At 70.6% G+C, this 22,623-nt stretch carries 22 protein-coding genes; 4 read left to right on the forward strand and 18 right to left on the reverse strand.

The window, feature by feature from the left end:
- The first annotated feature begins 27 nt into the window (after window positions 1-27).
- On the forward strand, window positions 28-513 hold the full coding sequence (locus AVME950_RS14210; RefSeq protein ID WP_284430307.1) for a glutathione peroxidase: 486 nt from the start codon (window positions 28-30) through the stop codon (window positions 511-513).
- A 31-nt stretch (window positions 514-544) separates the two neighbouring features.
- On the opposite strand, the gene AVME950_RS14215 is transcribed toward AVME950_RS14210, so the two are convergent.
- The gene (locus AVME950_RS14215) at window positions 545-1,015 is read right to left on the reverse strand and encodes a hypothetical protein (RefSeq protein ID WP_284430308.1); all 471 of its coding nucleotides are present in this window, start codon (window positions 1,013-1,015) and stop codon (window positions 545-547) included.
- Between the two features lie 14 nt (window positions 1,016-1,029).
- Window positions 1,030-1,734, reverse strand: a complete 705-nt coding sequence (locus AVME950_RS14220) for a hypothetical protein (protein ID WP_284430309.1) — start codon at window positions 1,732-1,734, stop codon at window positions 1,030-1,032.
- Window positions 1,735-2,399: 665 nt separating this feature from the next.
- Here AVME950_RS14220 and AVME950_RS14225 point away from each other — a divergent pair.
- Window positions 2,400-3,995 (forward strand): hypothetical protein, encoded by a 1,596-nt coding sequence (locus AVME950_RS14225; protein ID WP_284430310.1) that lies wholly within the window; start codon window positions 2,400-2,402, stop codon window positions 3,993-3,995.
- Window positions 3,996-4,046: 51 nt separating this feature from the next.
- Here the strand turns inward: AVME950_RS14225 and AVME950_RS14230 are convergent, their stop codons facing one another.
- The 13 genes from AVME950_RS14230 to AVME950_RS14290 form a co-directional block, all read right to left on the reverse strand.
- Window positions 4,047-4,751 carry a helix-turn-helix transcriptional regulator gene (locus tag AVME950_RS14230; protein ID WP_284430311.1) on the reverse strand — a complete coding sequence of 235 codons (705 nt, stop codon included), beginning with the start codon at window positions 4,749-4,751 and terminating at the stop codon, window positions 4,047-4,049.
- A gap of 66 nt (window positions 4,752-4,817) precedes the next feature.
- Window positions 4,818-5,294 (reverse strand): GyrI-like domain-containing protein, encoded by a 477-nt coding sequence (locus tag AVME950_RS14235; RefSeq protein ID WP_284430312.1) that lies wholly within the window; start codon window positions 5,292-5,294, stop codon window positions 4,818-4,820.
- Window positions 5,295-5,307: 13 nt separating this feature from the next.
- Window positions 5,308-5,706, reverse strand: a complete 399-nt coding sequence (locus AVME950_RS14240; RefSeq protein ID WP_284430313.1) for a VOC family protein — start codon at window positions 5,704-5,706, stop codon at window positions 5,308-5,310.
- Window positions 5,707-5,808: 102 nt separating this feature from the next.
- Complete coding sequence (locus AVME950_RS14245; RefSeq protein ID WP_284430314.1) at window positions 5,809-6,789, reverse strand: ProQ/FINO family protein; 981 nt, start codon at window positions 6,787-6,789, stop codon at window positions 5,809-5,811.
- A gap of 78 nt (window positions 6,790-6,867) precedes the next feature.
- Complete coding sequence (glcF, locus tag AVME950_RS14250) at window positions 6,868-8,127, reverse strand: glycolate oxidase subunit GlcF (RefSeq protein ID WP_284427008.1); 1,260 nt, start codon at window positions 8,125-8,127, stop codon at window positions 6,868-6,870.
- Between the two features lie 23 nt (window positions 8,128-8,150).
- Window positions 8,151-8,954: a YoaK family protein gene (locus AVME950_RS14255; RefSeq protein ID WP_284430315.1), complete on the reverse strand. Its 804-nt coding sequence runs from the start codon at window positions 8,952-8,954 to the stop codon at window positions 8,151-8,153.
- 4 nt (window positions 8,955-8,958) lie between these two features.
- Window positions 8,959-10,083 carry a glycolate oxidase subunit GlcE gene (gene glcE, locus AVME950_RS14260; RefSeq protein WP_284430316.1) on the reverse strand — a complete coding sequence of 375 codons (1,125 nt, stop codon included), beginning with the start codon at window positions 10,081-10,083 and terminating at the stop codon, window positions 8,959-8,961.
- Between the two features lie 118 nt (window positions 10,084-10,201).
- Window positions 10,202-11,179, reverse strand: a complete 978-nt coding sequence (locus AVME950_RS14265; RefSeq protein ID WP_502869411.1) for an SMP-30/gluconolactonase/LRE family protein — start codon at window positions 11,177-11,179, stop codon at window positions 10,202-10,204.
- Between the two features lie 204 nt (window positions 11,180-11,383).
- Window positions 11,384-12,820, reverse strand: coding sequence for an ammonium transporter (gene amt / locus AVME950_RS14270; RefSeq protein ID WP_284430317.1), 1,437 nt, complete (start codon window positions 12,818-12,820; stop codon window positions 11,384-11,386).
- Window positions 12,821-12,866: 46 nt separating this feature from the next.
- Window positions 12,867-13,205, reverse strand: coding sequence for a P-II family nitrogen regulator (glnK, locus tag AVME950_RS14275; protein WP_092744562.1), 339 nt, complete (start codon window positions 13,203-13,205; stop codon window positions 12,867-12,869).
- Between the two features lie 42 nt (window positions 13,206-13,247).
- Window positions 13,248-13,976, reverse strand: a complete 729-nt coding sequence (locus AVME950_RS14280; protein ID WP_272565959.1) for a TorF family putative porin — start codon at window positions 13,974-13,976, stop codon at window positions 13,248-13,250.
- 298 nt (window positions 13,977-14,274) lie between these two features.
- Window positions 14,275-15,888: a SulP family inorganic anion transporter gene (locus AVME950_RS14285; RefSeq protein WP_284430318.1), complete on the reverse strand. Its 1,614-nt coding sequence runs from the start codon at window positions 15,886-15,888 to the stop codon at window positions 14,275-14,277.
- 18 nt (window positions 15,889-15,906) lie between these two features.
- Complete coding sequence (locus AVME950_RS14290) at window positions 15,907-16,569, reverse strand: carbonic anhydrase (RefSeq protein WP_284430319.1); 663 nt, start codon at window positions 16,567-16,569, stop codon at window positions 15,907-15,909.
- Window positions 16,570-17,087: 518 nt separating this feature from the next.
- On the opposite strand from AVME950_RS14290, the gene AVME950_RS14295 reads away from it, so the two are divergent.
- Window positions 17,088-18,629 (forward strand): YifB family Mg chelatase-like AAA ATPase, encoded by a 1,542-nt coding sequence (locus AVME950_RS14295; RefSeq protein WP_284430320.1) that lies wholly within the window; start codon window positions 17,088-17,090, stop codon window positions 18,627-18,629.
- An 8-nt stretch (window positions 18,630-18,637) separates the two neighbouring features.
- On the opposite strand, the gene AVME950_RS14300 is transcribed toward AVME950_RS14295, so the two are convergent.
- A complete protein-coding gene (locus AVME950_RS14300) occupies window positions 18,638-19,444 on the reverse strand; it encodes an SDR family NAD(P)-dependent oxidoreductase (RefSeq protein WP_284430321.1) in 807 nt (268 codons plus the stop codon).
- Window positions 19,445-19,551: 107 nt separating this feature from the next.
- On the opposite strand from AVME950_RS14300, the gene AVME950_RS14305 reads away from it, so the two are divergent.
- Window positions 19,552-20,472 (forward strand): LysR family transcriptional regulator, encoded by a 921-nt coding sequence (locus AVME950_RS14305; protein WP_284430322.1) that lies wholly within the window; start codon window positions 19,552-19,554, stop codon window positions 20,470-20,472.
- 7 nt (window positions 20,473-20,479) lie between these two features.
- Here AVME950_RS14305 and AVME950_RS14310 read toward each other — a convergent pair whose 3' ends face one another.
- Both AVME950_RS14310 and adeC read right to left on the reverse strand, forming a co-directional pair.
- Window positions 20,480-21,127, reverse strand: a complete 648-nt coding sequence (locus tag AVME950_RS14310; protein ID WP_284430323.1) for a TetR family transcriptional regulator — start codon at window positions 21,125-21,127, stop codon at window positions 20,480-20,482.
- 40 nt (window positions 21,128-21,167) lie between these two features.
- Window positions 21,168-22,622, reverse strand: a complete 1,455-nt coding sequence (gene adeC, locus AVME950_RS14315; RefSeq protein ID WP_284430324.1) for an AdeC/AdeK/OprM family multidrug efflux complex outer membrane factor — start codon at window positions 22,620-22,622, stop codon at window positions 21,168-21,170.
- Window position 22,623: the final 1 nt, after the last annotated feature.

Below are 22,623 nucleotides of genomic sequence, written 5' to 3' on the forward strand. Positions count from 1 at the left end.
CCACCTTTCTTGCAAGGGATGCCCGCCATGACCAGCGTCTACGACTTCGAGGCCCGGCAGATGAACGGCCAGAGCGTGCCCCTGCGGCAGTACGCGGGGCAGCTGCTGCTCATCGTCAACACGGCCAGCGCCTGCGGCTTCACGCCGCAGTTCGCCGGGCTGGAGGCCCTGCACCAGCAATACGGCCCCAAGGGGCTGGCCGTGCTGGGGTTTCCCTGCAACCAGTTCGGCCGCCAGGACCCGGGCAGCAACGACGAGATCGCCAGCTTCTGCCAGCTCAACTACGGTGTGAGCTTTCCGATGATGGCCAAGATCGACGTGAACGGCGCCGACGCCGACCCGCTGTACCGCTGGCTCAAGGCCGAGGCCCCGGGCCTGCTGGGCACCCAGGCGATCAAGTGGAACTTCACCAAGTTCCTCATCGGCCGGGACGGGCAGGTGCTGCGCCGCTACGGCCCGCGCGATACGCCGCAGTCCATGGCGCCGGACATCGCCGCCGCGCTGGCCGGCTGATGGACCGAGCGATCGGCGGGCCGATGCCTTCCTAGCGGCCCTGCGGCTGCGGATCGCCGCGCACCACGAAGTGCCTGGAGAACCCCAGCGCCCGCGTGACGCCCCGGGGCTCCGAGACCAGCGGCATGCGAAAGCCCGGGCTGGGCAAAATCTCCACGCTCCAGTCGGTGTCGCCGATGAAGCGGAACCGCACGGTGTGCTCGCCCTCCAGCCCGATCAGCGAAAAACTCCCCGTGGTGTAGGCCCCGCCGATGGTGGCCGCGTCCAGCGGCTGCCACTGGCCATCGAACAGCGTGATGTGCAGCAGGTCTTCCTGCGGCACATCGTCGGTGGTGAACAGCAGGTGAAAGCCCCGGCACTCGAAGGCCGCCTCCAGCACCAACCCGTCCACGCGGGCCTGCAGGGGCAGGCCGCCCTGCACGACCCGGCTTTGCATCGGGGCCTCGCCGCCCTCGGCGGGCAAGGGTGCCAGGGAAATGTCAGCGGGGGTGAGGATGCGCATCGCCGGCCCGCCGCTCACCACAGGAAATCCACGCCGAAGGCCGCCAGCGCGCCGCCCACGAACGCCCCGACGGTCACGCACACTGGCGCGCCGGGCCCGCAGGCCAGACCCGCCAGCGCGCCCCCGGCGATGCCGCCGCCGATCCCCGCCCCGGTCACGGCAAGCTCCTTGCCCGCCGCGGCGGCCTTGTCGTTGGCCGTCGCCACGTTGTAGACCGACAGCGCAATGGACAGCACGATCAGCCCCCGGCCCGCGCGCGACAGGCCGCGCATGGTCTGCGTGACCTTGGGGTTGGAACGGCCGGCGGACTGGACGATCTCGCCATACACCGCGTTCTGCTGCGCCGCGGTGAGCCGGTCGAACTGCACGGTGGGACCATGGATCTGCTGGGCCTTGCGGGCGATGAGTTCGTTGAGCGTCTTGCCCTCGGCCTTCAGGCTCTGCGCCATGGCGCGCCCGATGGGCGTGCTGCGCCCGCGGATGATCTCCATGATGGTGTTGCGCGCCACCTGGGCCTGCTCGGCCGCCTGGGCCCAGGTGATGCGGCCGCTCATCGCCTCGAACTGCAGGTCGTTGGCCATGGCCTGGATCTGCCGGGTGTAGGCCAGCCGGGCCGAGGCATCCAGCGAGAGATGCGCCCCGGCGTTGGCGATCTCCGCCTTCAGGGCCTGGATGGCCGAGTCGAAAGCGGCGCGGTCTTTCGGATCGTCGTTCTGCATGCGTTGTGGTCTCCTCGTCTGGATGGGAAACGGCGCTGTTTTGCGTTGTGGCCGCCGGCCGCGCAGCGGGGGGCTGCGCCGCGAGGCCTGGATTTTTTGCGCACCGGTGCATGGCGGCATGCACGCGCCGAAAGTAACCGCCTGAGCGGCACTCGGGCGAAACCATCGGTCAAAGAGGTTTCAATACGTAGAAAAATGTGGAATCTGCGAAAGGGGCGCAACCCCGCACTGCGGCGCCTTTCGTCCCACTCGGGGCGTCCTGTCGAAGTGCCACCCCCACCCTTGGGGGATTGGCAAGCCCGTTGAATTTGTATCTATTACGGGTCTTCGCCACTCATTGCATATGCCGGAAGGAACTTTTCGCAGGCCTTGTCCTGCGGCGGTGAAGATCACGCTGAAGGTGGGTGATACGGATTTTTTTGGAGGAAAAGGCCTGCAGCGCATGATTTCCTAGGGCATATCGCTACAAAAACAGGAGCAAATCCAAAACCGGGTGATGGGGGCAACGGACCGCCTTTCCCGGAAGGTCGCGGATGGCATCCGCCAGCCAGACCCCGCTTTTTTCGCAGAACTGCCGCCCGCCTCGACGGGGCTTGCAGGCATTTCGCGTCGGGCCTGTTGCAGGCCACGGCACCCTGATTCCAATCCAAGGAGGAACTTCCCGCATGTCCCGTTTCGCAATGACCAAGACACTCGCGCTCTGCGCCGGGGGCCTGATCCTGGCCTCGTCGGCCTGGGCGCAGACCACCACCCCGCCCAATGCCGAGCCGGAGCCGGGCCTGTGGGCCTTCGACGGCGAGCTGAATGGCCAGCCCGGACGCAGCCTGCAGATCGATACCGAGCAGGGCCGCGCCCTCATCGTGTCCTACCTGGGCTACCGCGCCGACGGGTCGTCCGTGTTCCTGCAGGCCAGCGGCCTGCGCGGCGGCGACAGCTCGGCCTTCCGGGGCCCCCTGCAGGAGTTCCGCAACGGGCCGCCCGTGATCGGCGGCGGTGCGGGCAATGGCGAAGTGGCGGGCAGCCCGGGCGAGATCGAGCTGGCCTTCGATTCGCCCACCTCCGGCACCGTCACGCTGCCGGGCGACGTGACGCGCCGCATCTCGCGCTTCACGTATGGATCCGCGGTGCAAGGTGGCAGCAGCGGGCAGTACACCCTGCAGACCTATTCCACCCGCCTGTCACAGACGCCCATCGCCTCCTACCGCGTCGAACTGCGCGACGGCAATTTCCTGATGAGCCAGCTGAGCACGTCCGACGGCCGCCTGTGCTCCTACTCGGGCACCTACCAAAAGCGCGGACAGGGCATCGAATCCGACGGCACCGCCAGTTGCGTGGACCCTTCCGGCAACCAGCAGCGCAGTCCGTACCGGATCGAGCAGTTCGCCGTCGACGCTTATGGCCTGGCCACCGGCACGCTGCGCAAGGATGGGATCGAATCCTTCTTCATGGGCGCCTGCCATGCGGGCGCCGTCATTCTCGGCAGCCCGGGCACCTGCGCATGGGGCGCTTCGCCATCCGACATCGTGGTGCAGCCCGGCATCTGGGCCTTCGACGGCGAGTTGAATGGCCGACCGGGCCGCAGCCTGCAGATCGACACCCAGAACGGCAGCCGCGCGCTGGTGCTGTCCTACCTGGGCTACCGCACCGACGGCTCTTCGCTGTTCATGCAGGGCAGCACCGCGAACCGCGACACCAACGCCCAGTTCACGGTGCCCTTGACCGAATTCCGCAACGGCCCGGTGATCGGCGGCGCCATCCGCCCAGCGGAAGTGGCCACGACCATGGGCGCAGCGACCATCGTGTTCGACAGCCCCACGACCGCGACCATCACGCTGCCCTTCGACACGCCGCGCCGCATCTCGCGCTTCCGTTACGAAGACCACTTGGTGCGTTTCAACAAGGCCTTTTCCGCCCAGGCGTACCCATTCTGGTCACCCACCCCGACCGCCACCGGCATCGACATGGTGGTGCGCGACGGCATCTTTCGCATGGACACGCGGACCGCGGACCTGCTGACGGCCTGCGAGTACCGCGGCACCTACCGCCTGTCGGGCGAGGGCCTGGACTCGGAAGGCACGCGCACCTGCACGGCCCCCAGCGGCACCACGAGCGAGGCCTACCGCGCCCAGCAGCTCACGGTGGACCGCAACGGCCTGCTGCGCGGCATGATGCAAAGCGCGTCGGGCGCCCGGACCCTGGTCCTGGGGGCCTGCTGGAACGGGCGCCTGTGCACCCCGCCCGAGTTGGAACTGCCGCGCTGACAGCCGCCGGGGCGGCCAAGGGCCGCCGCAGGGCCTGCCGGCGGGCGGCCCTCAGCCGCCGCCGGGCCCGACCCCGGGGCGGCCCCACACCTGGCGCAGCATGTCGGCCAGCGAGCGGCCGGGCTCCACGGTGAAGCGCTCGTCCAGCACGTCGAGCGAGACGATCCGGTCCACGCGAAAACCGCGAAAGTCGTCGCGCAGCTCGCACCAGGTGGACAGCGTCCAGACCTTGCCCCAGTAAAAGCACCCCAGCGGCCGCACCCGGCGCTCGCTGGGGCGCCCCTGTTCGTCGGCATAGTGCAGCCGCACCACATGGCGGGACTGCACGGCCTCGCGCAGCGGGCGCAGCAGGGCCTGGGTGCGTGGGTCCACCGCCACGGCCGGGGCATAGAGCGCCTGCGCCTCGGCGGCCGCGCGCGCCGCGGGCGGCAGCACCGAAAGGATCTTGCCCAGGGCGCTTTCCACCTCGCCGGCCAGGCCGGTGTCCAGCCAGGACTGCGCCAGCCGGGCGGCGGCGACCAGCGCATTGGCCTCGCCCTGGCTGAACATGAGCGGCGGCAGGTCGAAGCCCGCGCCCAGGCGGTAGCCCACGCCAGCCTCGCCCTCGATGGGCACGCCCTGGTGCTGCAGGTCGGCCACGTCGCGGTAGATGGTGCGCGCCGAGACCTCCAGCCGCTTCGCCAGGAAGTCGGCCGTGGACAGGCGCCGGCCCCGGATGAGCTGGACGATCTGGAACAGGCGGTCGGCACGGCGCATGGGTGAGGCAATCGGGGCGGGATCGGGGCGTGGGCGAGGATTGTGCCCTGCCCCGCACAGGGCGCGTCAGCCCTGCACGCCGATGCAGACGGCCACCTGGTCGGGGCATTCGTAGGCCTCGAAATCGACGTCGAAGCGGCGGCGCGGCACGGGGTGCTGCCCGAAGTGCGCCCACACCGCGCCCCAGGTGTCGATCACGGCCTGCGGCAGCACGCCCTGCCGGCGGAACACGAGGTAGAGGCCAGCCGGCACCTGCACGCGCTCCACACCCGGCGCGGCGCCGGGGCCGGGGCCGTCCAGGGCCACGCCCGCGAGCACGTCGAATTCGCCCTCGTGGTCGGACGCATACCGGCTGTACACGCCCATCACGCGGGGCGGCGCCAGGCCGGGCTGCTGTACCCGCTGGGCCACGCCCTCGGCGGCGAACCGCTGCCACAGCGGGCCGATGCGGGCCTGGGCAGGGTCGCGCTCCTGGCGGTTGCAGGTGCGCGTGGCGATGCCGGCGACGGTGAAGGCGCCGAAGGTTTCCAGGGTGGGGGTCATGCGGCCCGCCCCTTCAGCGCGCCATGGCGTGCAGGCCGACGGTGTTGCCCTCGGTGTCGCACAGGTGCGCGATGAAGCCGATGCCGTTCGGCAGCTCGATGCAGGCATCGATCACGCGCCCGCCCGCCGGGGCGATGCGCTCGACGGCGGCGTCCAGGGCCGGGGCGCAGTCGAGGTAGATGCGCACGCCGGCATCGGGCGCCACGCGGCGGCTCGGGCCTTCGATGAGGCAGCCGCCGGTGGCCGGCCGGTCGTAGGCGAAGACGGCCAGCGGATCGCCGCCCATCGTCTGGCGTTGCATGGGCCGGCCCAGCACCTGTTCGTAGAAGGCCTGGGCGCGGCCGAGGTCGGCGCAGGGGATCTCGAACCAGCTGATGGCGGACACGGAAGAAGCGGGGGCAGAAGAGGTCATGGCGGATGGGTCCTTTCGGTCGTTGTTGCGAAGGACGCCATGGTGCGGGGGGCCTCCTGACAGCGTCGTGTCAGGAGGCTGCGCCGGCCCGGCCGCGCGGGCTCAGGCGGCGGGCTCGGCCGGGGGTTCGGACGGCGCGTCGGCGGCCGGTGCGGCAGGAGCCGCCACCGGCGCGGCGCGCAGCTGGCGCGCGCGGTGCAGCGAGCGTTCGGCCGTGCGCGGGTCCATGCCGTACATGTCGGCGAACTGCGCCACCGTGCTGCCGCTGGCCTCGAAGGCACGCAGCAGCGCCTCGGCCTTGGCGTCGCGCTCGGCCACTTCGGCGAATGCTTCGTCGAGCAGGGCATTGGCGGCCTCGTCGCGGCCCCGCACCAGCGCGTCGTACGCCTCGCGGGTGAGGCCCGAAGCCTCGTAGGCCTGCGCGATGCGGCGGCGCAGCTTGGCGGTCATGTCCTCGCCGTCGCGGGGCTTGCGGCGGCGGAACACTTCCAGCAGCGCGTGGTGCACATGCTCGGGGGCCATGGCCTCCACGGCATGGCCCTGCAGATCGTGGCGCTGGCGGCCTTCGGCCACCACCTGCAGGTAGCGTGTGGACCGGGTGTGGATGCCCAGGGCGAGCTTGAGCGCGTCGCGCTCGAACAGATCGGGGTGGGCGGCCTGCAGGTCCTGGAAGATGCCCCGCTTGAGGGGCAGGAACTGCGCGCCGAACAGGTGCGGGTACAGCGCGGCCAGTTGTTCCAGCGCGGGATGCGTGCGGCGCGGGCCTTGCGAGCCTTGCGGGCCGGCGCCCTTGCCGTTGCGGGGCGCGGCCTGCGCTGCGGGCGCGGCGCCTTCGGCGACCGGGGCACCACCGGGCTTGCGGCGGTTGCGGCCGCCGCGGCGCGAGGCAGGGCGGTCGGCGCGCGGCGCGGCCTCCTCCTGCGGCCCTTCGCCCGCCTGCGGGCCATCGGCCGCGGGCGATGCCGTGGCGGCAGCGGCGCCGGTCGCGGCCGGTGCGCTGGAAGCGTCGGTCGCGGCCGCCGAGGTGGAGGCCGGCGCGGGGACGTGGTTCTGTTGTTCTTGTGCGGTCACGGAGTCGGTCATGGCAGAGGAAAACGCGGTTGGTGCGCGTCAGCGCGGCGGTCAAAACCCACCATCATGCCAGCCTCGGGGCCGGCAGGGTCAGCGGGCGGCGGGCGACAGCGCCTCGTCGAGCACTTCCACCCAGTGGCGCACCGGCAGCGGCGTGCCGCTTTGCAGGTGGGTGATGCAGCCGATGTTGGCCGACAGGATGGCCCCGGGCGGCGGCTCGCCGAACGCCTCGCCCAGCGCCGCGAGCTTGCGGTCGCGCAGCGGATAGGCCAGCTCCGGCTGCAGCACCGAATAGGTGCCGGCCGAGCCGCAGCACAGGTGCGCCTCGGTGCGCGCCACCCGCACCCGAAAGCCCAGGGCGCTCAGGTGCGTCTCGACGCCGCCGCGCAGCTTCTGGCCGTGCTGCAGGGTGCACGGCGGGTGGTAGGCGAACAGCGTGTCCGGCGGCACCACGCGGCCGCGCAGCGTGCCGGCCAGCCCGGCCAGCAGCTCGGGCAGCCACTCGGACAGGTCCTGCGTCAGCGCGCTGATGCGCGTGGCGCGCTCGGCATAGGCCGGGTCGTCCCGCAGCAGGTGGCCGTAGTCCTTGACGGTGACGCCGCAGCCCGAGGCATTCATGACGATGGCCTCGACACCGCCCTGTTCCACGAACGGCCACCACGCATCGATGTTGGCGCGCATCTGCGCCTTGCCGCCCGCCTGGTCGTTCAGGTGGAACCGCACCGCGCCGCAGCAGCCGGCCTGCGGCGCCACGACGGTCTGGATGCCCGCCGCATCGAGCACGCGCGCCGTGGCGGCGTTGATGTTGGGCGCCATGGCGGGCTGCACGCAGCCGGCCAGCAGGAGCACCTTGCGCGCGTGCTCGCGCCCGGGCCACGCCCCGGCGTCGCGCGGCGCCGGCACCTTGGCGCGCAGGCCCTCGGGCAGCAGCCCGCGCACGGCCTGCCCCGCCTTCATGGCCGGGCCGAACCAGGGCGACGGCAGGCCCTCCTTGAGCGCCCAGCGCAGGGCGCGCTCGCCCAGCGGGCGCGGCACCTTCTCGTCCACGATCTTGCGGCCGATGTCCACCAGGTGGCCGTACTGCACGCCGCTCGGGCAGGTGGTCTCGCAGTTGCGGCAGGTCAGGCAGCGGTCCAGGTGCAGCTGCGTCTTGCGCGTGGGCTGCTCGCCCTCCAGCACCTGCTTGATGAGGTAGATGCGGCCGCGCGGGCCGTCCAGCTCGTCGCCCAGCAGCTGGTAGGTGGGGCAGGTGGCGGTGCAAAAGCCGCAATGCACGCACTTGCGCAGGATGGCTTCGGCCTCCTGCCCTTCGGGCGTGCCCTGGAATTCGGGGGCGAGCGTGGTTTGCATGGCGTGTCTCGGCGGTGGGGTGGTCAGGGGCCGGGGGGCTCGGCGTGCGGCGCGCGCTGGGCCAGCGCGCGGCGGGCGCGCCACAGCCGGGCCAGGTGTTCGAAATCGGCTGCCAGCGGCGGCAGCGACAGGCCCAGCAGGATGGCGGCCAGCGGCACGACCCAGATGAAGCCCACGTGCTTGAAACCGGCCGCGCCCACGATGCCGCCCACGGTGAACATGGCCAGCAGGCTGGCGAACAGCCGCAGCCGCGCCTGGTTGGCGTGCACCTGCGCCTCGGGTGGCGTGCCGTTGCGGTTCCAGTACAGCATCTTGCCGATCTCGATGCCCAGGTCGGTCGCCACGCCGGTCATGTGCGTGGTGCGGATCTGCGCCGAAGACATCTTGGTGACCACCGCGTTCTGCAGCCCCATCAGGAAGGCCAGCAGCAGTACGGTGAGCGGCACGGAAAACGGCGTGCGCCATTCCAGCGTGATGGCGCCCAGCAGCCCGAAGACCAGCAGCAGCAGGGCCTCCAGCAGCAGCGGCAGCGCGAAGCCGCTGCGCAGCCGGTGGTGGCGCGCCCAGTTGACCAGGATGGCCGTGGTGCCCGCGCCCGACATGAAGGCCCACAGCGTGCCCACCGCGCCCAGCACCAGCGCCATGTTGCCCAGCACCAGGTTGTCGGCCACCATCGACAGGAACCCCGTCATGTGCGAGGTGTACCGGTGCACCACCAGAAAGCCGCCCGCGTTCACCGCCCCGGCGTTGAAGGCCAGCAGCAGGCCGAGCAGCCGGTTGGTGGACGGGGTCCGGTGCCGGCCGGTGAGGTGCCGCAGCAGCCGCATGGCGCTACCGCCCCGGGCCCATCCGGCCGGGGTTGAAGATGCCCGCCGGATCGAACGCCTGCTGCAGCCGGGCATGGATCTGTGCCAGCGTGCCGGGCAATACCGGATCGAAATGGCCTGAAGCCCTAGTACCGATTGCCTTGCCTGCTACAAAAAGAGAAGCACTTCCACCCACGGCCTGCGCTGCCTCGTGCAGCGCCGCGCCCGCGTCCGGCGGGGCCTGCACCCAGCGCAGGGCGCCGTGCCATTCGATCAGCGGCGCCGCCACACCGGCGGGCAGCGCCAGCATGGGCGCGGCGGCGGGCACCGACAGGCGCCACAGGGCCAGGTCCGGCCGCTCGGCCCGGGCAGCGAACCACGGCAGGGTCTGCTCGCGGCAGGCCTGCCAGGCGGGCGCCGCGGCAGCGGTGTCCAGGCGCTCGCCCCCCATGCTGCGGCAGGCGGCCTCGACGGCGGCCACGGCCCCGCGCAGCCGCACCCAGAGCAGGCCCGTGCCCCCGGGACCGCCTTCCCAGCGGCTGGCGTTCAGGGGCAGCGGCTGCCCGCCCCAGGCCTGCAGCCGGCGCAACGCGTCGGCCGGGTTGGCATCGAAGCGCAGGGTGACCTCGGCCGGCGGCACGGGCAGCACCTTCAGGCTGACCTCGGTGAGCACGCCCAGCGTGCCCCAGGCGCCCACCATGAGGCGCGAGACGTCGTAGCCCGCCACGTTCTTCATCACCTGGCCGCCGAAGCGCAGCAGCTCGGCCCGGCCGTTGACCAGCTCCAGCCCCAGCACATAGTCGCGCACCGCGCCCACGCTGGCGCGCGCGGGTCCCGACAGGCCGGCGGCCACCATGCCGCCCACGGTCGCGCCCGGGCCGAAATGCGGCGGCTCGAAGGGCAGGCACTGGCCGTGGGCCGCCAGCGCGGCCTCCAGTTCGGCCAGCGGCGTGCCGGCGCGCACGGTGGCGACCAACTCGCTCGGCTCGTGGTTCACGATGCCCGACAGGGCCGTGGTGTCCAGGCGCTCGCCCTGCAGCACGGCGCCGCCGTGGAAGTCCTTGGTGCCGCCGCCGCGGATGCACACGGGGGCCTGGCGCTGGACGCTGTCGCGCACGCGGTCGATGATCTGGCGGAGGGCGGAGTCCATGGCGTGGATCGTAGCGGCCCCCCTTCGCCAGCGGGGCTCGGCCGGCCGTGAATTTTTTGAACGCCGGGCGTGAATCCACCGTCCCGGCTGCAGGCCATCCGGCGCGGCGCCCCAGTGCTCAGGCGAGGCCGGCGGGCAGCAGTCCCTCTTCGTACCAGTTCACCGGCCGCCCGGCCACCGGCAGGCGCTCGCCAGCGACCAGCAGGTGGCCCGAATGCGGCTCGCGCGCCAGTTCGTCGGCCGGGCGCCCCTGGCGGGCCGAGGTGACGAACAGCGTGGCGCCCTCCGGCCCGTCGTCGCCCAGGCAGGGCATGGTGGGGCACTGCGCCGGCACGGGAATGTCGGCCACGATCTCGCCGCCGGGCGACAGCCGCAGCACGCGGCCGCCCTCGTACATGGCGCACCAGTAGTGGCCTTCGGCATCCACCGCCGCGCCGTCGGGCCGGCCGCCGTAGCCCGGCTGGCCGGGCTTCCAGCCATCGGGCTTGGGCGCGAAGGCATGCAGCACGCGCGGCGCGCCCACGGGCTCGCCCGAGGCATCGCACGCCCAGGCCCGGATGGTGTGCGAGGGGGTATCGACCCAGTACAGCGTGCCGCCATCGGGCGACCAGGCCAGGCCGTTGGCCGTGGCCACCCCGTCCAGCATCCGGCGCACAAGGGGCGCCCCGTCGCCGCGCCCATCCACGCAGTACAGCGCGGCGACCGGCTGGCGGGGGCCCGCGGCGGGCTCGTGCATCGTGCCCACCCAGAATCGGCCCAGCGCGTCGCACTTGCCATCGTTGGCCCGCTCCGTGGCCGGATCGATCGGCAGCCGGGCCACCGGCACCAGGGGGCCGCCCCAGTCCTTGGCGCGGTAGAGGGTGTCGCGCAGGGCGATCACCAGGCCGCTGGGCTGGCCCGCGGTGCGCGCGGGCGCGATGCAGCCGGGCTCGGACGGCATGGCCCAGCGCTCGGCCCGGCCCGAGGCCGGGTGCAGCCGGCACAGCGCGCGGCCGGCGATGTCCACCCAGTACAGGCGCGATTCGATGGGGTGCCAGAAAGGCGATTCGCCCAACTGGTCGGGCTCGGAAGTGGCGGGACGCCAGTCCATGGGCATGGGGGGGTCTCCTGGGAAGGCGGTGGAAGGGGCCGGGCACGCCACCGCTGGCGCGCCGGTCTGCTGCTTCCATTATTCGCGGCCGGTGGCCGCGGGCCAAAAAAAAGGCCCACCTTGCGGCGGGCCCAATGTCCAGGAGGAATATCTCGCTTGTTGTCGCACCGCCGCGATGCCACCAGTCACCGCGGCAGGGATCTCAGCCGGTCAGCGGTTGTAGGCGGTTTCGCCGTGCGAAGTGATGTCCAGGCCTTCGCGCTCGGCTTCTTCCGGCACACGCAGGCCCACCAGCAGGTCGGCGATCTTGTAGGCGATGAAGGCCACGACGCCGGACCACACGATGGTCACCAGCACGCTCTTGAGCTGGATCCAGACCTGTGCGCCCATGGCGAACGTGTCGGGGGTCAGGCCACCCGTGCCGCCCAGGCCTTGCGATGCGAACACGCCGGTCAGGATGGCACCGATGATGCCGCCCACGCCGTGCACGCCGAACACGTCGAATGCATCGTCGGCGCCCAGCATCTTCTTGAGGCCACCCACGCCCCAGAGGCAGACCACGCCGGCGATCAGGCCGAGCACGATGGAGCCCATGGGACCGACGAAACCGGCGGCCGGCGTGACGGCCACCAGGCCCGCCACGGCACCCGATGCGGCGCCCAGCATGGAGGCCTTGCCCTTGTGCAGCGACTCACCGGCCAGCCAGCTCAGCGTGGCGGCGGCCGTGGCCAGGACGGTGTTGATGAAGGCCAGGCCCGCAGCGCCGTTGGCGGCACCGGCGGAGCCGGCGTTGAAGCCGAACCAGCCCACCCACAGCAGCGAGGCACCGACCATCGTCAGCGTCAGGCTGTGGGGCGTGAGCGCTTCCTTGCCGAAGCCGATGCGCTTGCCCACCATGTAGGCGCCCACCAGGCCGGCGATCCCGGCGTTGATGTGCACCACGGTGCCGCCGGCGAAGTCGAGCGCGCCGTCCTTGCCCAGCAGGCCGCCGCCCCACACCATGTGCGCCATGGGGATGTAGCTGAAGGTGAACCACAGCACGCTGAAGATCAGCACGGCGGAGAACTTGATGCGTTCGGCGAACGAGCCCACGATCAGCGCCACGGTGATGGCCGCGAAGGTGCCCTGGAAGGCCACGAACACGTACTCGGGGATGGTCGGCAGCGCGCCCGAGAGCGTGTCCGGCGCGATGCCCTTGAGGAAGATCTTGTCGAAGCCGCCGAAGAACGTGCCTTCGCCGCCGAACGTGAGGGTGTAGCCGTACACGGCCCACAGCACGCTCATCAGCGAGAAGATCACGAACACCTGCACCAGCACCGACAGCATGTTCTTGGAGCGGGCCAGGCCGCCGTAGAACAGGGCCAGGCCCGGGATGGTCATGAGGATCACGAGCAGCGTGGAGGTCAGCATCCAGGCCGTGTCGCCCGAATCGAGCTTGGGCGTGGGGGCGGCGGCAGGTGCTGCGGCCGCGGCGGCTTCCGCCGGTGCGGGTGCGGCCGCCACTGGCGCAGGGGCTGCGGCCGCAGGGGCGGCGGCGGGTGCCGTGGCCGATGCGGGTTCGGATGCCGCGGGCGTCTGGGCCAGCACGGCGGTGCCGGAGGCCATCAGGCTCAACCCCAGCAGGAAGGAAGCAAGCAGTTTTTTCATGGCAGTTTCTCTTGGGTGTCTGGTGACAGGCGCGGGGGGCCGGGCCTTACAGGGCTTCCTTGCCGGTCTCGCCGGTGCGGATGCGGACGACCTGCTCCAGGTGGCACACGAAGACTTTGCCGTCGCCGATCTTGCCGGTGCGCGCGGCCCCCTCGATGGCTTCGATGACGCGGTCCACCAGCTCGTCGGACACGGCCGCCTCGATCTTCACCTTGGGGAGGAAGTCCACCACGTATTCGGCGCCGCGGTACAGCTCCGTGTGGCCCTTCTGGCGGCCGAAGCCCTTGACCTCGGTCACCGTAATCCCTTGGACCCCGATGTCCGACAGGGCTTCGCGCACCTCGTCGAGCTTGAAGGGTTTGATGATGGCTGTCACCATTTTCATGTTGCTTTTCTCCATTGGAGGCACCCCTCGGCGCCCGTTGTCTTACAGGGTTTTCGTGAGCGCAACGATCAGGCGCGACTTGTTGACCGGGCCGAAGAAGGCCTTCTTGTTGGCGCCCACCACGGCGGCCGACAGGGACAGGCCCGAACCGAAGTCGTAGGCACCGCCCACGCTGTAGTCCATGTAGTTGGGCACGCCCAGGTCCTTGATGTCGCTGGCGAAGCGCGTGAAGCCGACCGATGCCTTCAGCGTCGTCTTGGGGGCCACTTCCTGCGCATACGCCAGGTTCAAGTAGCCGGTGTTGCGGCCCTTGTTGCTGGTCGTCTTGGCGGAGGCCCAGCCGAAGTAGTCCTTGGAGATGGTGTGCGAGTACTTCGCCGTCAGCGGGCCGTAGGTGGCCGCGCCGTAGAGTTCGGTGGTGTTGCCGACGGAATTGCCGGGGTACGCATAGGTCAGCGCGCCCAGGTCCAGGTCCACGTCGCCGGCCTTGAATTTGTAGCCGCCATAGAAATCCATCTCGATGGAATTGCCCGGCAGCCAGTCCACGCTGGAGTTCCAGTTGCCCAGATACCAGCCGCTGTCGCCGAAGCTGTAGTCGAAGCCGCCCTGGATGGCGGGCTTGACGGCCTTGACCCGGCTGGCGTCCTGGTCCTGGCCACGGAACTTGTAGTTGGTGGTCAGGCTGACGTTGCCCGTCAGTTGTGCGCTGGCCAGCAGAGGCAGGGCGGCAACGAGGGCGACGCTCAAGGACTTCATGGATACACGGGACATGGTTCCTCCGGGGGTGGCTGATTAGGGATGTCCACGCTCCAAGCATGGACCGTGCCATCTCCCTCGCACGGTGCCATCCGGGCCTGGGCGCCGGCCTGGCAGCTATGCCGAAAGTGGTTACATGCTATGCGCCCGCGTTACTTTTTGCACCATTGCAGTGCCACCAAGGCCATGATTCGCCGCGATCGTCCGTCCATGCACCGCCATGGGGACAGGGCGGCGGGACACACTGCGTTGGTGCATCCCGCCGCCCGGCGGGGCCGACCGCGCTGTTTTTTTGGAGGAAGCGCTCCCGCCGTCAGCGCGCCGAACGGGCCTTGAGCCACTGCGCCGGGGGCTCGTCCGAAGGGACGGGGGGGCCCGCCTGCGGCATGGATCGCAGTTCGACCTGAATGCCGCGCTCCTGCGCATGGGCCATGAAATCGTCCAGCGCCTCGCGGATGTCGCGGTCCATGAAGCCGCAGTTGCAGCCGTCGATGACCAGCGAATGCCCCGGCTCCACCCGGTTCAGGTGGTTGCGCAGCGTGGCCTTGCTGAAGAACGACACATCCTTGCTGAGCCGGATCAGGTGGACGTTGCCCTCGGAGATCATCGTCAGCGCGCCGCGCGTGTTCGCCTGGATCAGGAAGAGCATGCTGCAGGCCAGCCCGATGAGGATGCCGATGAGCAGGTCGGTCGCCAGGATCGCGCCCACCGTCACCGCGAACGGCACGAACGCCGACCAGCCTTCGCGCCAGACCGCCGCGATCATGGCCGGCTTGGCCAGCTTGAAGCCGGTGTGCAGCAGCACGGCGGCCAGCGCGGCCAGCGGCACCCACTGCAGGAACTCCGACAGGAAAAGCACGCTCGCCAGCAGCAGCACGCCATGGAACACCGCCGACAGCCGGGTGCGCGCACCGGACTGGATGTTGGCCGAGGTGCGCACGATCACCGCCGTGATCGGCAGCCCCCCCAGCAGGCCGGCCAGCATGTTGCCCACCCCTTGCGCCTGCAGCTCCCGGTTGGGCGGCGCCACGCGCTTGAGCGGATCGAGCCGGTCGGCCGCCTCCAGGCTCAGCAGGGTTTCCAGGCTGGCCACGACGGCGAGGGTGAAGGCGATGGTGTAGACCTCCGGCCGCGCCAGCGCCGACCAGTCGGGCGAGGCGAGCTGAGACCACAGCGCGGCCAGGCCGTCGCCTTCGGGCAGGGCCACGCGCTGGTGGTCGGGCAGCGCCACGGACGGCTCGGTGGCCATGGCCACGGCCTGGTACCCGATGCCCCAGAGCACCGCCAGCAGCGGTCCGGGCAGCCGGCCGATCAGCGGCAGGCGCTTGGCCCAGGGGGAGTCCCAGGCGAACAGGATGGCCAGCGCACCGGCGGCGATGATCACCGCACTGCCGGTGACGGCGCCGACCAGCCGGCCAAGGTCATCGAAGCCGTCGATCGTGCGGGGCACCAGGCGCATGGCCTGCTCGCCCGACACGAAGCCAAACGCCACCGGAAGCTGCTTGAGGATGAGGATCAGCCCGATGGCGGCCAGCATCCCCTTGATGACGGGCGAGGGAAAGCAGGCGCCCAGATCGCCGGCCTGCAGGCGGCCGAACAGCCACTGCAGCGCGCCCGCCACCATCACGGCCACGAGGAACGCCTCGAAGCTCCCCAGCTTGGCGATCGCATCGACGACGATCACGACCAGGCCGGCCGCCGGCCCGCTCACGCTGAGCTGGGAGCCCGACAGCCAGGCCACGACCAGCCCGCCCACGATGCCGGAGACAAGCCCCGCCATCAGCGGCACGCCGCTGGCCAATGCGATGCCCAGGCACAAGGGCAAGGCCACGAGGAAGACGACGACGCCCGCCGGCACGTCGCTGCGCCAGTGGGCCAGAAGACCGGCGGCCGACGCGCCGTCCGGGTTGCGAAGGGTGGTTTGCATGGTGCGCACTCCTTCGGGTCAGGCCGCCGCGGCCAGCTGGATGCTGCTGGCATCGAGGTCCAGCACCTGGCGCAGGCGCCCGTCCCGCAAGGCGTAGACCCAGCCCAGCAGCTGCAGGGACTGCCCCCGCTGCCAGGCGCGCTGCACCTGGGGCGTGGCCGCCAGCGTGTGCACCTGATCGGCCACGTTCAGCTCCACGAAGCGGCCCACCCGGGCCGCGACTTCATCGGCATCGTCCGGATCGGGGACGGTCTGGCCGTCGATCTCGCCCGCACGGCGGCGGTACAGGGCCCGCAGCGGGCGAAGGTGCTCGGCCAGGTAGTCTCCGCGCGCCGGCACCGCGCTTTCGGCCGGCATCAGCGCGGCCCGGACGCCGCCGCACCCTTCATGGCCACAGACGATCACGTACCGCACCTGGAGCACGTCGAGGGCGTATTGCAGCGCGCTCATGATGTTGGGATCGTCCGGACGGACCAGGTTCGCCACGCTGCGGTGCACGAACAACTCGCCCAGCAGGGCATTGGTGATGCTTTCGGCGGGCACGCGGCTGTCGGCGCACCCGATCCAGAAGACGCGCGGCTGCTGGCCGGCCACCAGGTTTTCGAAAAATGCCGGGTCGCGTGACGTCATTTCGTCAGCCCAGGCACGGTTTTGAAGCATGAGTCGCGTGGTCAGGTCCATGGAAACCTCCGTGTTGTTGATTCGATGTTGCAGTGCAGCACGGTATTAGGCTAGATCAAAAACCACTGCCATTTTTAATATGGGGTTTTTATGTTTCATTTGCTTGCGTGTGATTCGATCAATGGCCTCAGCGCCACGCTTGTTTTCCACACAACATAAGGAAATTTTATTTAACTCCTCGAGTGAAAATAATATTCGCAGCGAATAAAGTACGGAGTTGTACATTATTAAACCGCTGTTTATCTTTTCGGGTCCGACCTTTCCATGGAATTAATCCCCGGCTTTGCCGACCCTGATTAACCCCGGCAAACGAAGGCATTCAAAACAGGACCGCAACGGCGGCGCGCGAAGGCCGACCGATGGAGCGATCCCGCGCCATGGAGCAGCCAGCCTGGGCGCCCTCTGCACCGGTTCGCCACCGCTGCCGTGCCGGAAGGGCCGCGATTGCCGATATCCTCGCCCTTCGAAATTCAGGCGCTGGTGAACAGCCGGCTTTCCAACGAGGGAGAAAATCAACCATGGGTCTTGCTTTGGTGCAGAGCCGGGCATTGCTGGGACTGCAGGCCCCGTGCGTGACGGTCGAAGTGCATCTGGCCAACGGATTGCCCAGCTTCACGCTGGTCGGTCTGGCGGATGTGGAAGTGAAGGAGGCGCGGGAACGCGTGCGCTCGGCACTGCAGAATGCCGGGCTGGAGTTTCCGCACAACCAGAAAATCACGGTCAATCTCGCGCCGGCCGATCTGCCCAAAGACTCCGGCCGATTCGATCTGCCGATTGCGCTTGGGATTCTGGCGGCCAGCGGGCAGATCGACAGCGTGCGCCTGGCGGGCCATGAATTCGCGGGAGAACTGTCGCTGTCCGGCGAGTTGCGCCCCGTGCGCGGCGCGCTCGCCACCAGTCTGGCCCTGCGCTCGGCCGGCGTGGCCGTGCGCATGGTGCTGCCGCCCGGCAGCGCGGAGGAAGCCGCCCTGGTGCCAGGCACCGAGGTGTACCGGGCGCGCCACCTGCTCGACGTGGTGCAGCACTTTCTGCCCGTCACCGCCCACGCGCCCGCCGAGCCGGCCGGCGAGGGGTTCGTGCGGCTGCAGGCGTCACCGCTGCAATCGGCGCCGCCGCCGGCGGATCTGGCCGACGTGAAGGGCCAGGCCGCCGCCAAGCGGGCGCTGGAGATCGCCGCCGCGGGTGGCCACGGTCTGCTGCTGGTCGGCCCGCCAGGATCGGGCAAATCGATGCTGGCGCACCGCTTTGCCGGGCTGCTGCCGCCGATGACGGTGGACGAGGCGCTGGAGAGCGCGGCCATTGCGAGCCTGGCCGGCCGCTTCGGCCCGGAAAGATGGGGCAACAGAAATACGAGCGCCCCGCACCACACCTGCAGCGCGATTGCACTGGTCGGCGGCGGCTCACCCCCACGGCCCGGCGAGATCTCGCTCGCCCACCATGGCGTCCTTTTTCTCGATGAATTTCCGGAGTACGCCCGCAGTGCGCTGGAAGCCCTGCGTGAGCCGCTGGAGACAGGCCGCATCACCATCGCCCGAGCGGCACAGCGGGCCGAATACCCTGCCCGCTTCCAGCTGGTGGCCGCGATGAACCCCTGCCCTTGCGGCTTTCTCGGCTCCGGCCAGCGCACCTGCCGCTGCACACCCGATCAGGTGGCACGCTACCAGGGAAAGCTCAGCGGCCCGTTGCTCGACCGCATCGATCTGCATGTGGAAGTGCCCGCGCTGCCCCCGGGCGAGCTGCTGCAGGCGCCGCCCGGCGAGGCCACGGCGGCGGTGCGCGAGCGCGTGGTGCAGGCCCGGCAACGGGCCATCGACCGCCAGGGCCTGCCCAACCAGGCCCTGCAGGGCCAGCAGATCGACACCCACCTGGCGCTGGACGATGCGGCCGCGCGCTTTCTGCAGGCCGCCGCGACCCGGCTGGCCTGGTCGGCCCGCAGCACGCACCGCGCGCTGAAGGTGGCCCGCACGATCGCGGACCTGGCGGGCAGCGCGGCCATCGCCCCGGCGCACGTGGCCGAGGCCGTGCAGTACCGGCGGGTGCTGCACCGCGGCGCGGCTTGAACTGAGGCTTACAGGAACATGCCGCCGGACGCCTCGATGCGCTGCGCGTTGACCCAGCGGCTGCCGGGCAGCAGCAGCGAGGCGATCACGCCGCCGATGTCGTCCGGCTGGCCGACCCGGCCCAGCGCGGTCTGGGACGCGATGAAGGCGTTCATTTGCGCGTTGTCGCGCACCGCACCGCCGCCGAAGTCCGTCTCGATGGCACCCGGGGCGACCACGTTCACGGCGATGCCGCGCGGGCCCAGCTCCTTGGCCAGATAGCGGGTCAGCACTTCCACGGCGCCCTTCATGGCCGCATAGGCCGCGAACCCCGGCAGCGCGAAGCGGGCCAGGCCGGTGGACACATTGACGATGCGCCCCCCGTCGTTCATGAGCGGCAACAGCTTTTGCGTGAGGAAGAACACGCCCTTGAAATGGATGTCGACGAGCTGGTCGAACTGCGCCTCGGTTGTCTCCATGAAGCCGGCATGGATGCCGATGCCCGCGTTGTTCACCAGGAAGTCGAAGCGCTCGCGTTGCCAGCGGCCCGACAGCACCTCGCGCACCTGGGCCGCGAACGCGGCGAAGCCGGCGCTCTGCGAGACGTCGAGCGGCAGGGCCACGGCGCGCCGGCCCAGGCGTTCGATCTCGGCCACGGTGGCCTCGGCTTCGGCCGCCTGGCTGCGGTAGGTCAGGATCACGTCGATGCCCTGCCGGGCGATGTGCAGCGCGGCATTGCGGCCCAGGCCCCGGCTGCCGCCGGTGACCAAGGCGATGGGCGCGCCGGCTTCCGGCGAGGGCGCGGTGGAGGATGGGGAGGGGAGAGAAGCGGTCATGGCAGGCCTTTGAGTGGACATGAAAACAGCGTGCTTGGCAGTCTATTGAGCAGGCACCCTTTCATAAATCGGCAAAAATTGATCAGTTTGTTCACCCCAGAAAGACAATGAACCCCCTCGACCGCATGCTGGTGTTCGTCCGCGTGGCGGAGCTGTCCAGCTTCACCCAGGCCGCCCATGCGCTCGGCATTCCGAAAGCCGCCGCGTCGGTGGCGGTTCAGCAGCTCGAAAGCCAGCTCGGCACCCGGTTGCTGCACCGGACCACGCGGCGGGTGCAGCTCACGCAGGACGGCCAGGCCTACTACGAGCGCTGCAAGGACCTGCTGGCCGATGTGGACGAGCTGCAGTCCATGTTCCAGCAGCCCGGGGGCGAAGCGCTGCGGGGGCGGGTGCGCATCGACATGTCCACCGGCATCGCGCGCCGCGTGGTCCTGCCGCAGCTGCCCGAGCTGCTGCAGCGCCACCCGCGCCTGGAGATCGAGATCAGCAGCACCGACCGCCGCGTAGACCTGGTGCGCGAGGGCTTCGATTGCGTGGTGCGCGTGGGCACGGTGTCGGAGCCGGGCCTGGTGGCGCGGCCGCTCGGGCAGTTGCGCATGGTCAATTGCGCCAGCCCGGGCTATGTGGCGCGGGCCGGGCAGCCGCAGTCCGTGCAGGACCTGGCGCACCACCACCTGATCCACTACGTGACCACGCTGGGCGCGAGGTCCGGCGGGTTCGAGTACCTGCGCGAGGGCGAAACCGTGCGCCAGCCGATGGCCGGCCCCATCACCGTCAACGGGGCCGAGGCGTACCAGGCCGCCTGCCTGGCGGGGCTGGGCATCGTGCAGGCGCCGCTGATCGGGGTGCATGCGCACCTGGAGCGCGGCACGCTGGTGCAGGTGCTGCCCGACCACCCGGCCCCGCCGATGGCCTTGACCCTGCTCTACGCCCACCGCCGCCACCTGCCCCGCCGCGTGCGCGTGGTGATGGACTGGATGGCGCAGGTGATCGAGGCGCACGTAGCGCGCATCGATGCGTTTGCCTGAGCCCGCGTCAGGGGCTGGGGGCAAGGGCAGCGCGCGGCCTGCCCGGCGCCATGCCGTCCATCAGAAACCCAAGGCAGGCGTCCACATGCCGCCGGTATCCGGCAGGATCGGTCTCCTCCACCGGCTCGGCCAACACGCTGCGCCCGACCGCATGCAGACAGCGCGCCGCCAGGGCCGGCTCCAGGCCCTCGCGCAAGTGGCCCCGGCGCGCCGCCACGGCCAGCGCGGACTCCAGGTGGCGAACGGCCGCCGCCTGGGCCACCGCCGCGCGCGGTCGCAGGCCCTCCCACCCCTCTGCCTCAACGGCTTCGCGCAGCACCCATTGCACCAGCGGCCATTGCACCGGGTCTTCACGGCACTCGCCGATCTGGTGGGCCAGGCAGCGGTGCAGGAGCGACAGGGGCTGCGCCGCGCTCTGGTAGGCATCCAGGCGGGCACCGATGTCCAGCGGCCACCGAAGGCGGCCGAGCAGCTCCTGCAGCAGCGCGGTCTTGTCCGCGAAGTGCCAGTAGATCGCGCCGCGGGACACCCCCGCCTGCCGCGCCACCTCGCCCAGCCCGGCGCCTTGCACCCCATGCCGGGCGAAGGCCTGCAACGCCGCGCTGACGATGCGCGCCCGCGTCAGCTCCGCTTCGGTCTTGGTGTGCTTGGCCACGGTGGCAGGCGCTCAGGCCCCGTCAGGTGCCCGGCCGGCATCAGGGTTTCGCGGTGCCGACGGCGGCCACCGGTGTTCCGGTCGATTCCACCCATCCGCCGCCGAGCGTCTTGTAGAGCGTGACGAGGTTGGTGTAGCGCGACAGCCGCGTGCCGATCAGGTTCTGCTGCGCGGTGTAGAGCGAGCGCTGCGAGTCCAGCACGGTCAGGTAGCTGTCCACCCCGCGCTTGAAACGCGCATCCGACAGGCGGTAGCTGTCGGCCGTGGCGTCCACCAGCGACTGCTGGGCCTCCAGCTGGCGGCCCAGCGTGCTGCGCTGGGCCAGCGCATCGGACACCTCTCGGAACGCGGTCTGGATCGCCTTCTCGTACTGGGCCACGTCGATGTCGCGGTCGGTCCGGGCGATGTCCAGATTGGCCTGGTTGGCGCCGCCGTCGAAGATCGGCAGCGAGACCTGCGGCGCGAACGTCCAGCTGCCCGAGCCGCCCTTGAACAAGCCCGACAGGTCCGCGCTGGAGGTACCGGCCGACGCCGTCAGGCTGATGCGCGGGTAGAAGGCGGCGCGGGCTGCACCGATGCTGGCGTTGGCGGCCCGCAAGGTGCGCTCGGCCTGCAGGATGTCCGGGCGGCGCTGCAGCAGGTCCGACGGCAGCCCCGGCGGAACCTGGGCCAGCGGGTTCGACGCCGCGCTGGCATCGCTGGGCAGGGCCTGCGGCAGCCACTCGGGCGGCACCTCGGCGCCCACCAGCAGCACCAGGGCATTGCGGTCCTGGGCCACCTGGGCGGTGTAGCGCTCCACATCCACCCGGGCCGAATCCACGCTGGTCTGCGCCTGCCGCAGCGTGAGGGCCGAGGCCACGCCCAGGTCGAAGCTGCGCTGGTTGAGGGCGAAGGCATTGCTCTGGTTGGCGAGCGTGTCCTGCGCCAGGCGCAGCCGGTCCTGGTCGGCCGCCAGCGTGAGGTAGGCCGACGCCACTTCGGACACCAGGCTGATGTGCGTGCTGCGGCGGGCCTCCGCCGTGGCGAAGAACTGCTCCAGCGCCTGCGCATTCAGGCTGCGCACGCGGCCGAACAGGTCCAGCTCGTAGGCGCTGAAGCCCACGGTGGCGCTGTAGCTGTGGGCCACCACGGGCCGGCCCGCGCCGGACAGGTCTGCCGGCGTGCGGCTGCCGCCGCCGCCGCCGCTGGCGTTGACGGTCGGGAACAGCGCTGCGTCCTGCACGCGGTACTGCGCACGCGCCCGCTCGATGTTGAGCGCCGCCACGCGCAGGTCGCGGTTGTTGGCGATGGCCATCTCGATCACCCGCTGCAGCGAGGGGTCGGTGAACACGTCGCGCCAGCCGATGTCGGCCACCGGCACCGCGGCGGGCGTGCCGGCATCGCCGGCGAAGGTGGCGGCCACGGGCGCGGCGGGCTGCACGTAGGCCGGCATCAGGCTGCAGCCAGCCAGGGATGCCGCGGCCAGGGCCAGGGGAGCGAGGAGGAAGCGGGACATG

The organism is Acidovorax sp. SUPP950 (assembly GCF_030158935.1).
GTDB lineage: Bacteria > Pseudomonadota > Gammaproteobacteria > Burkholderiales > Burkholderiaceae_C > Paracidovorax.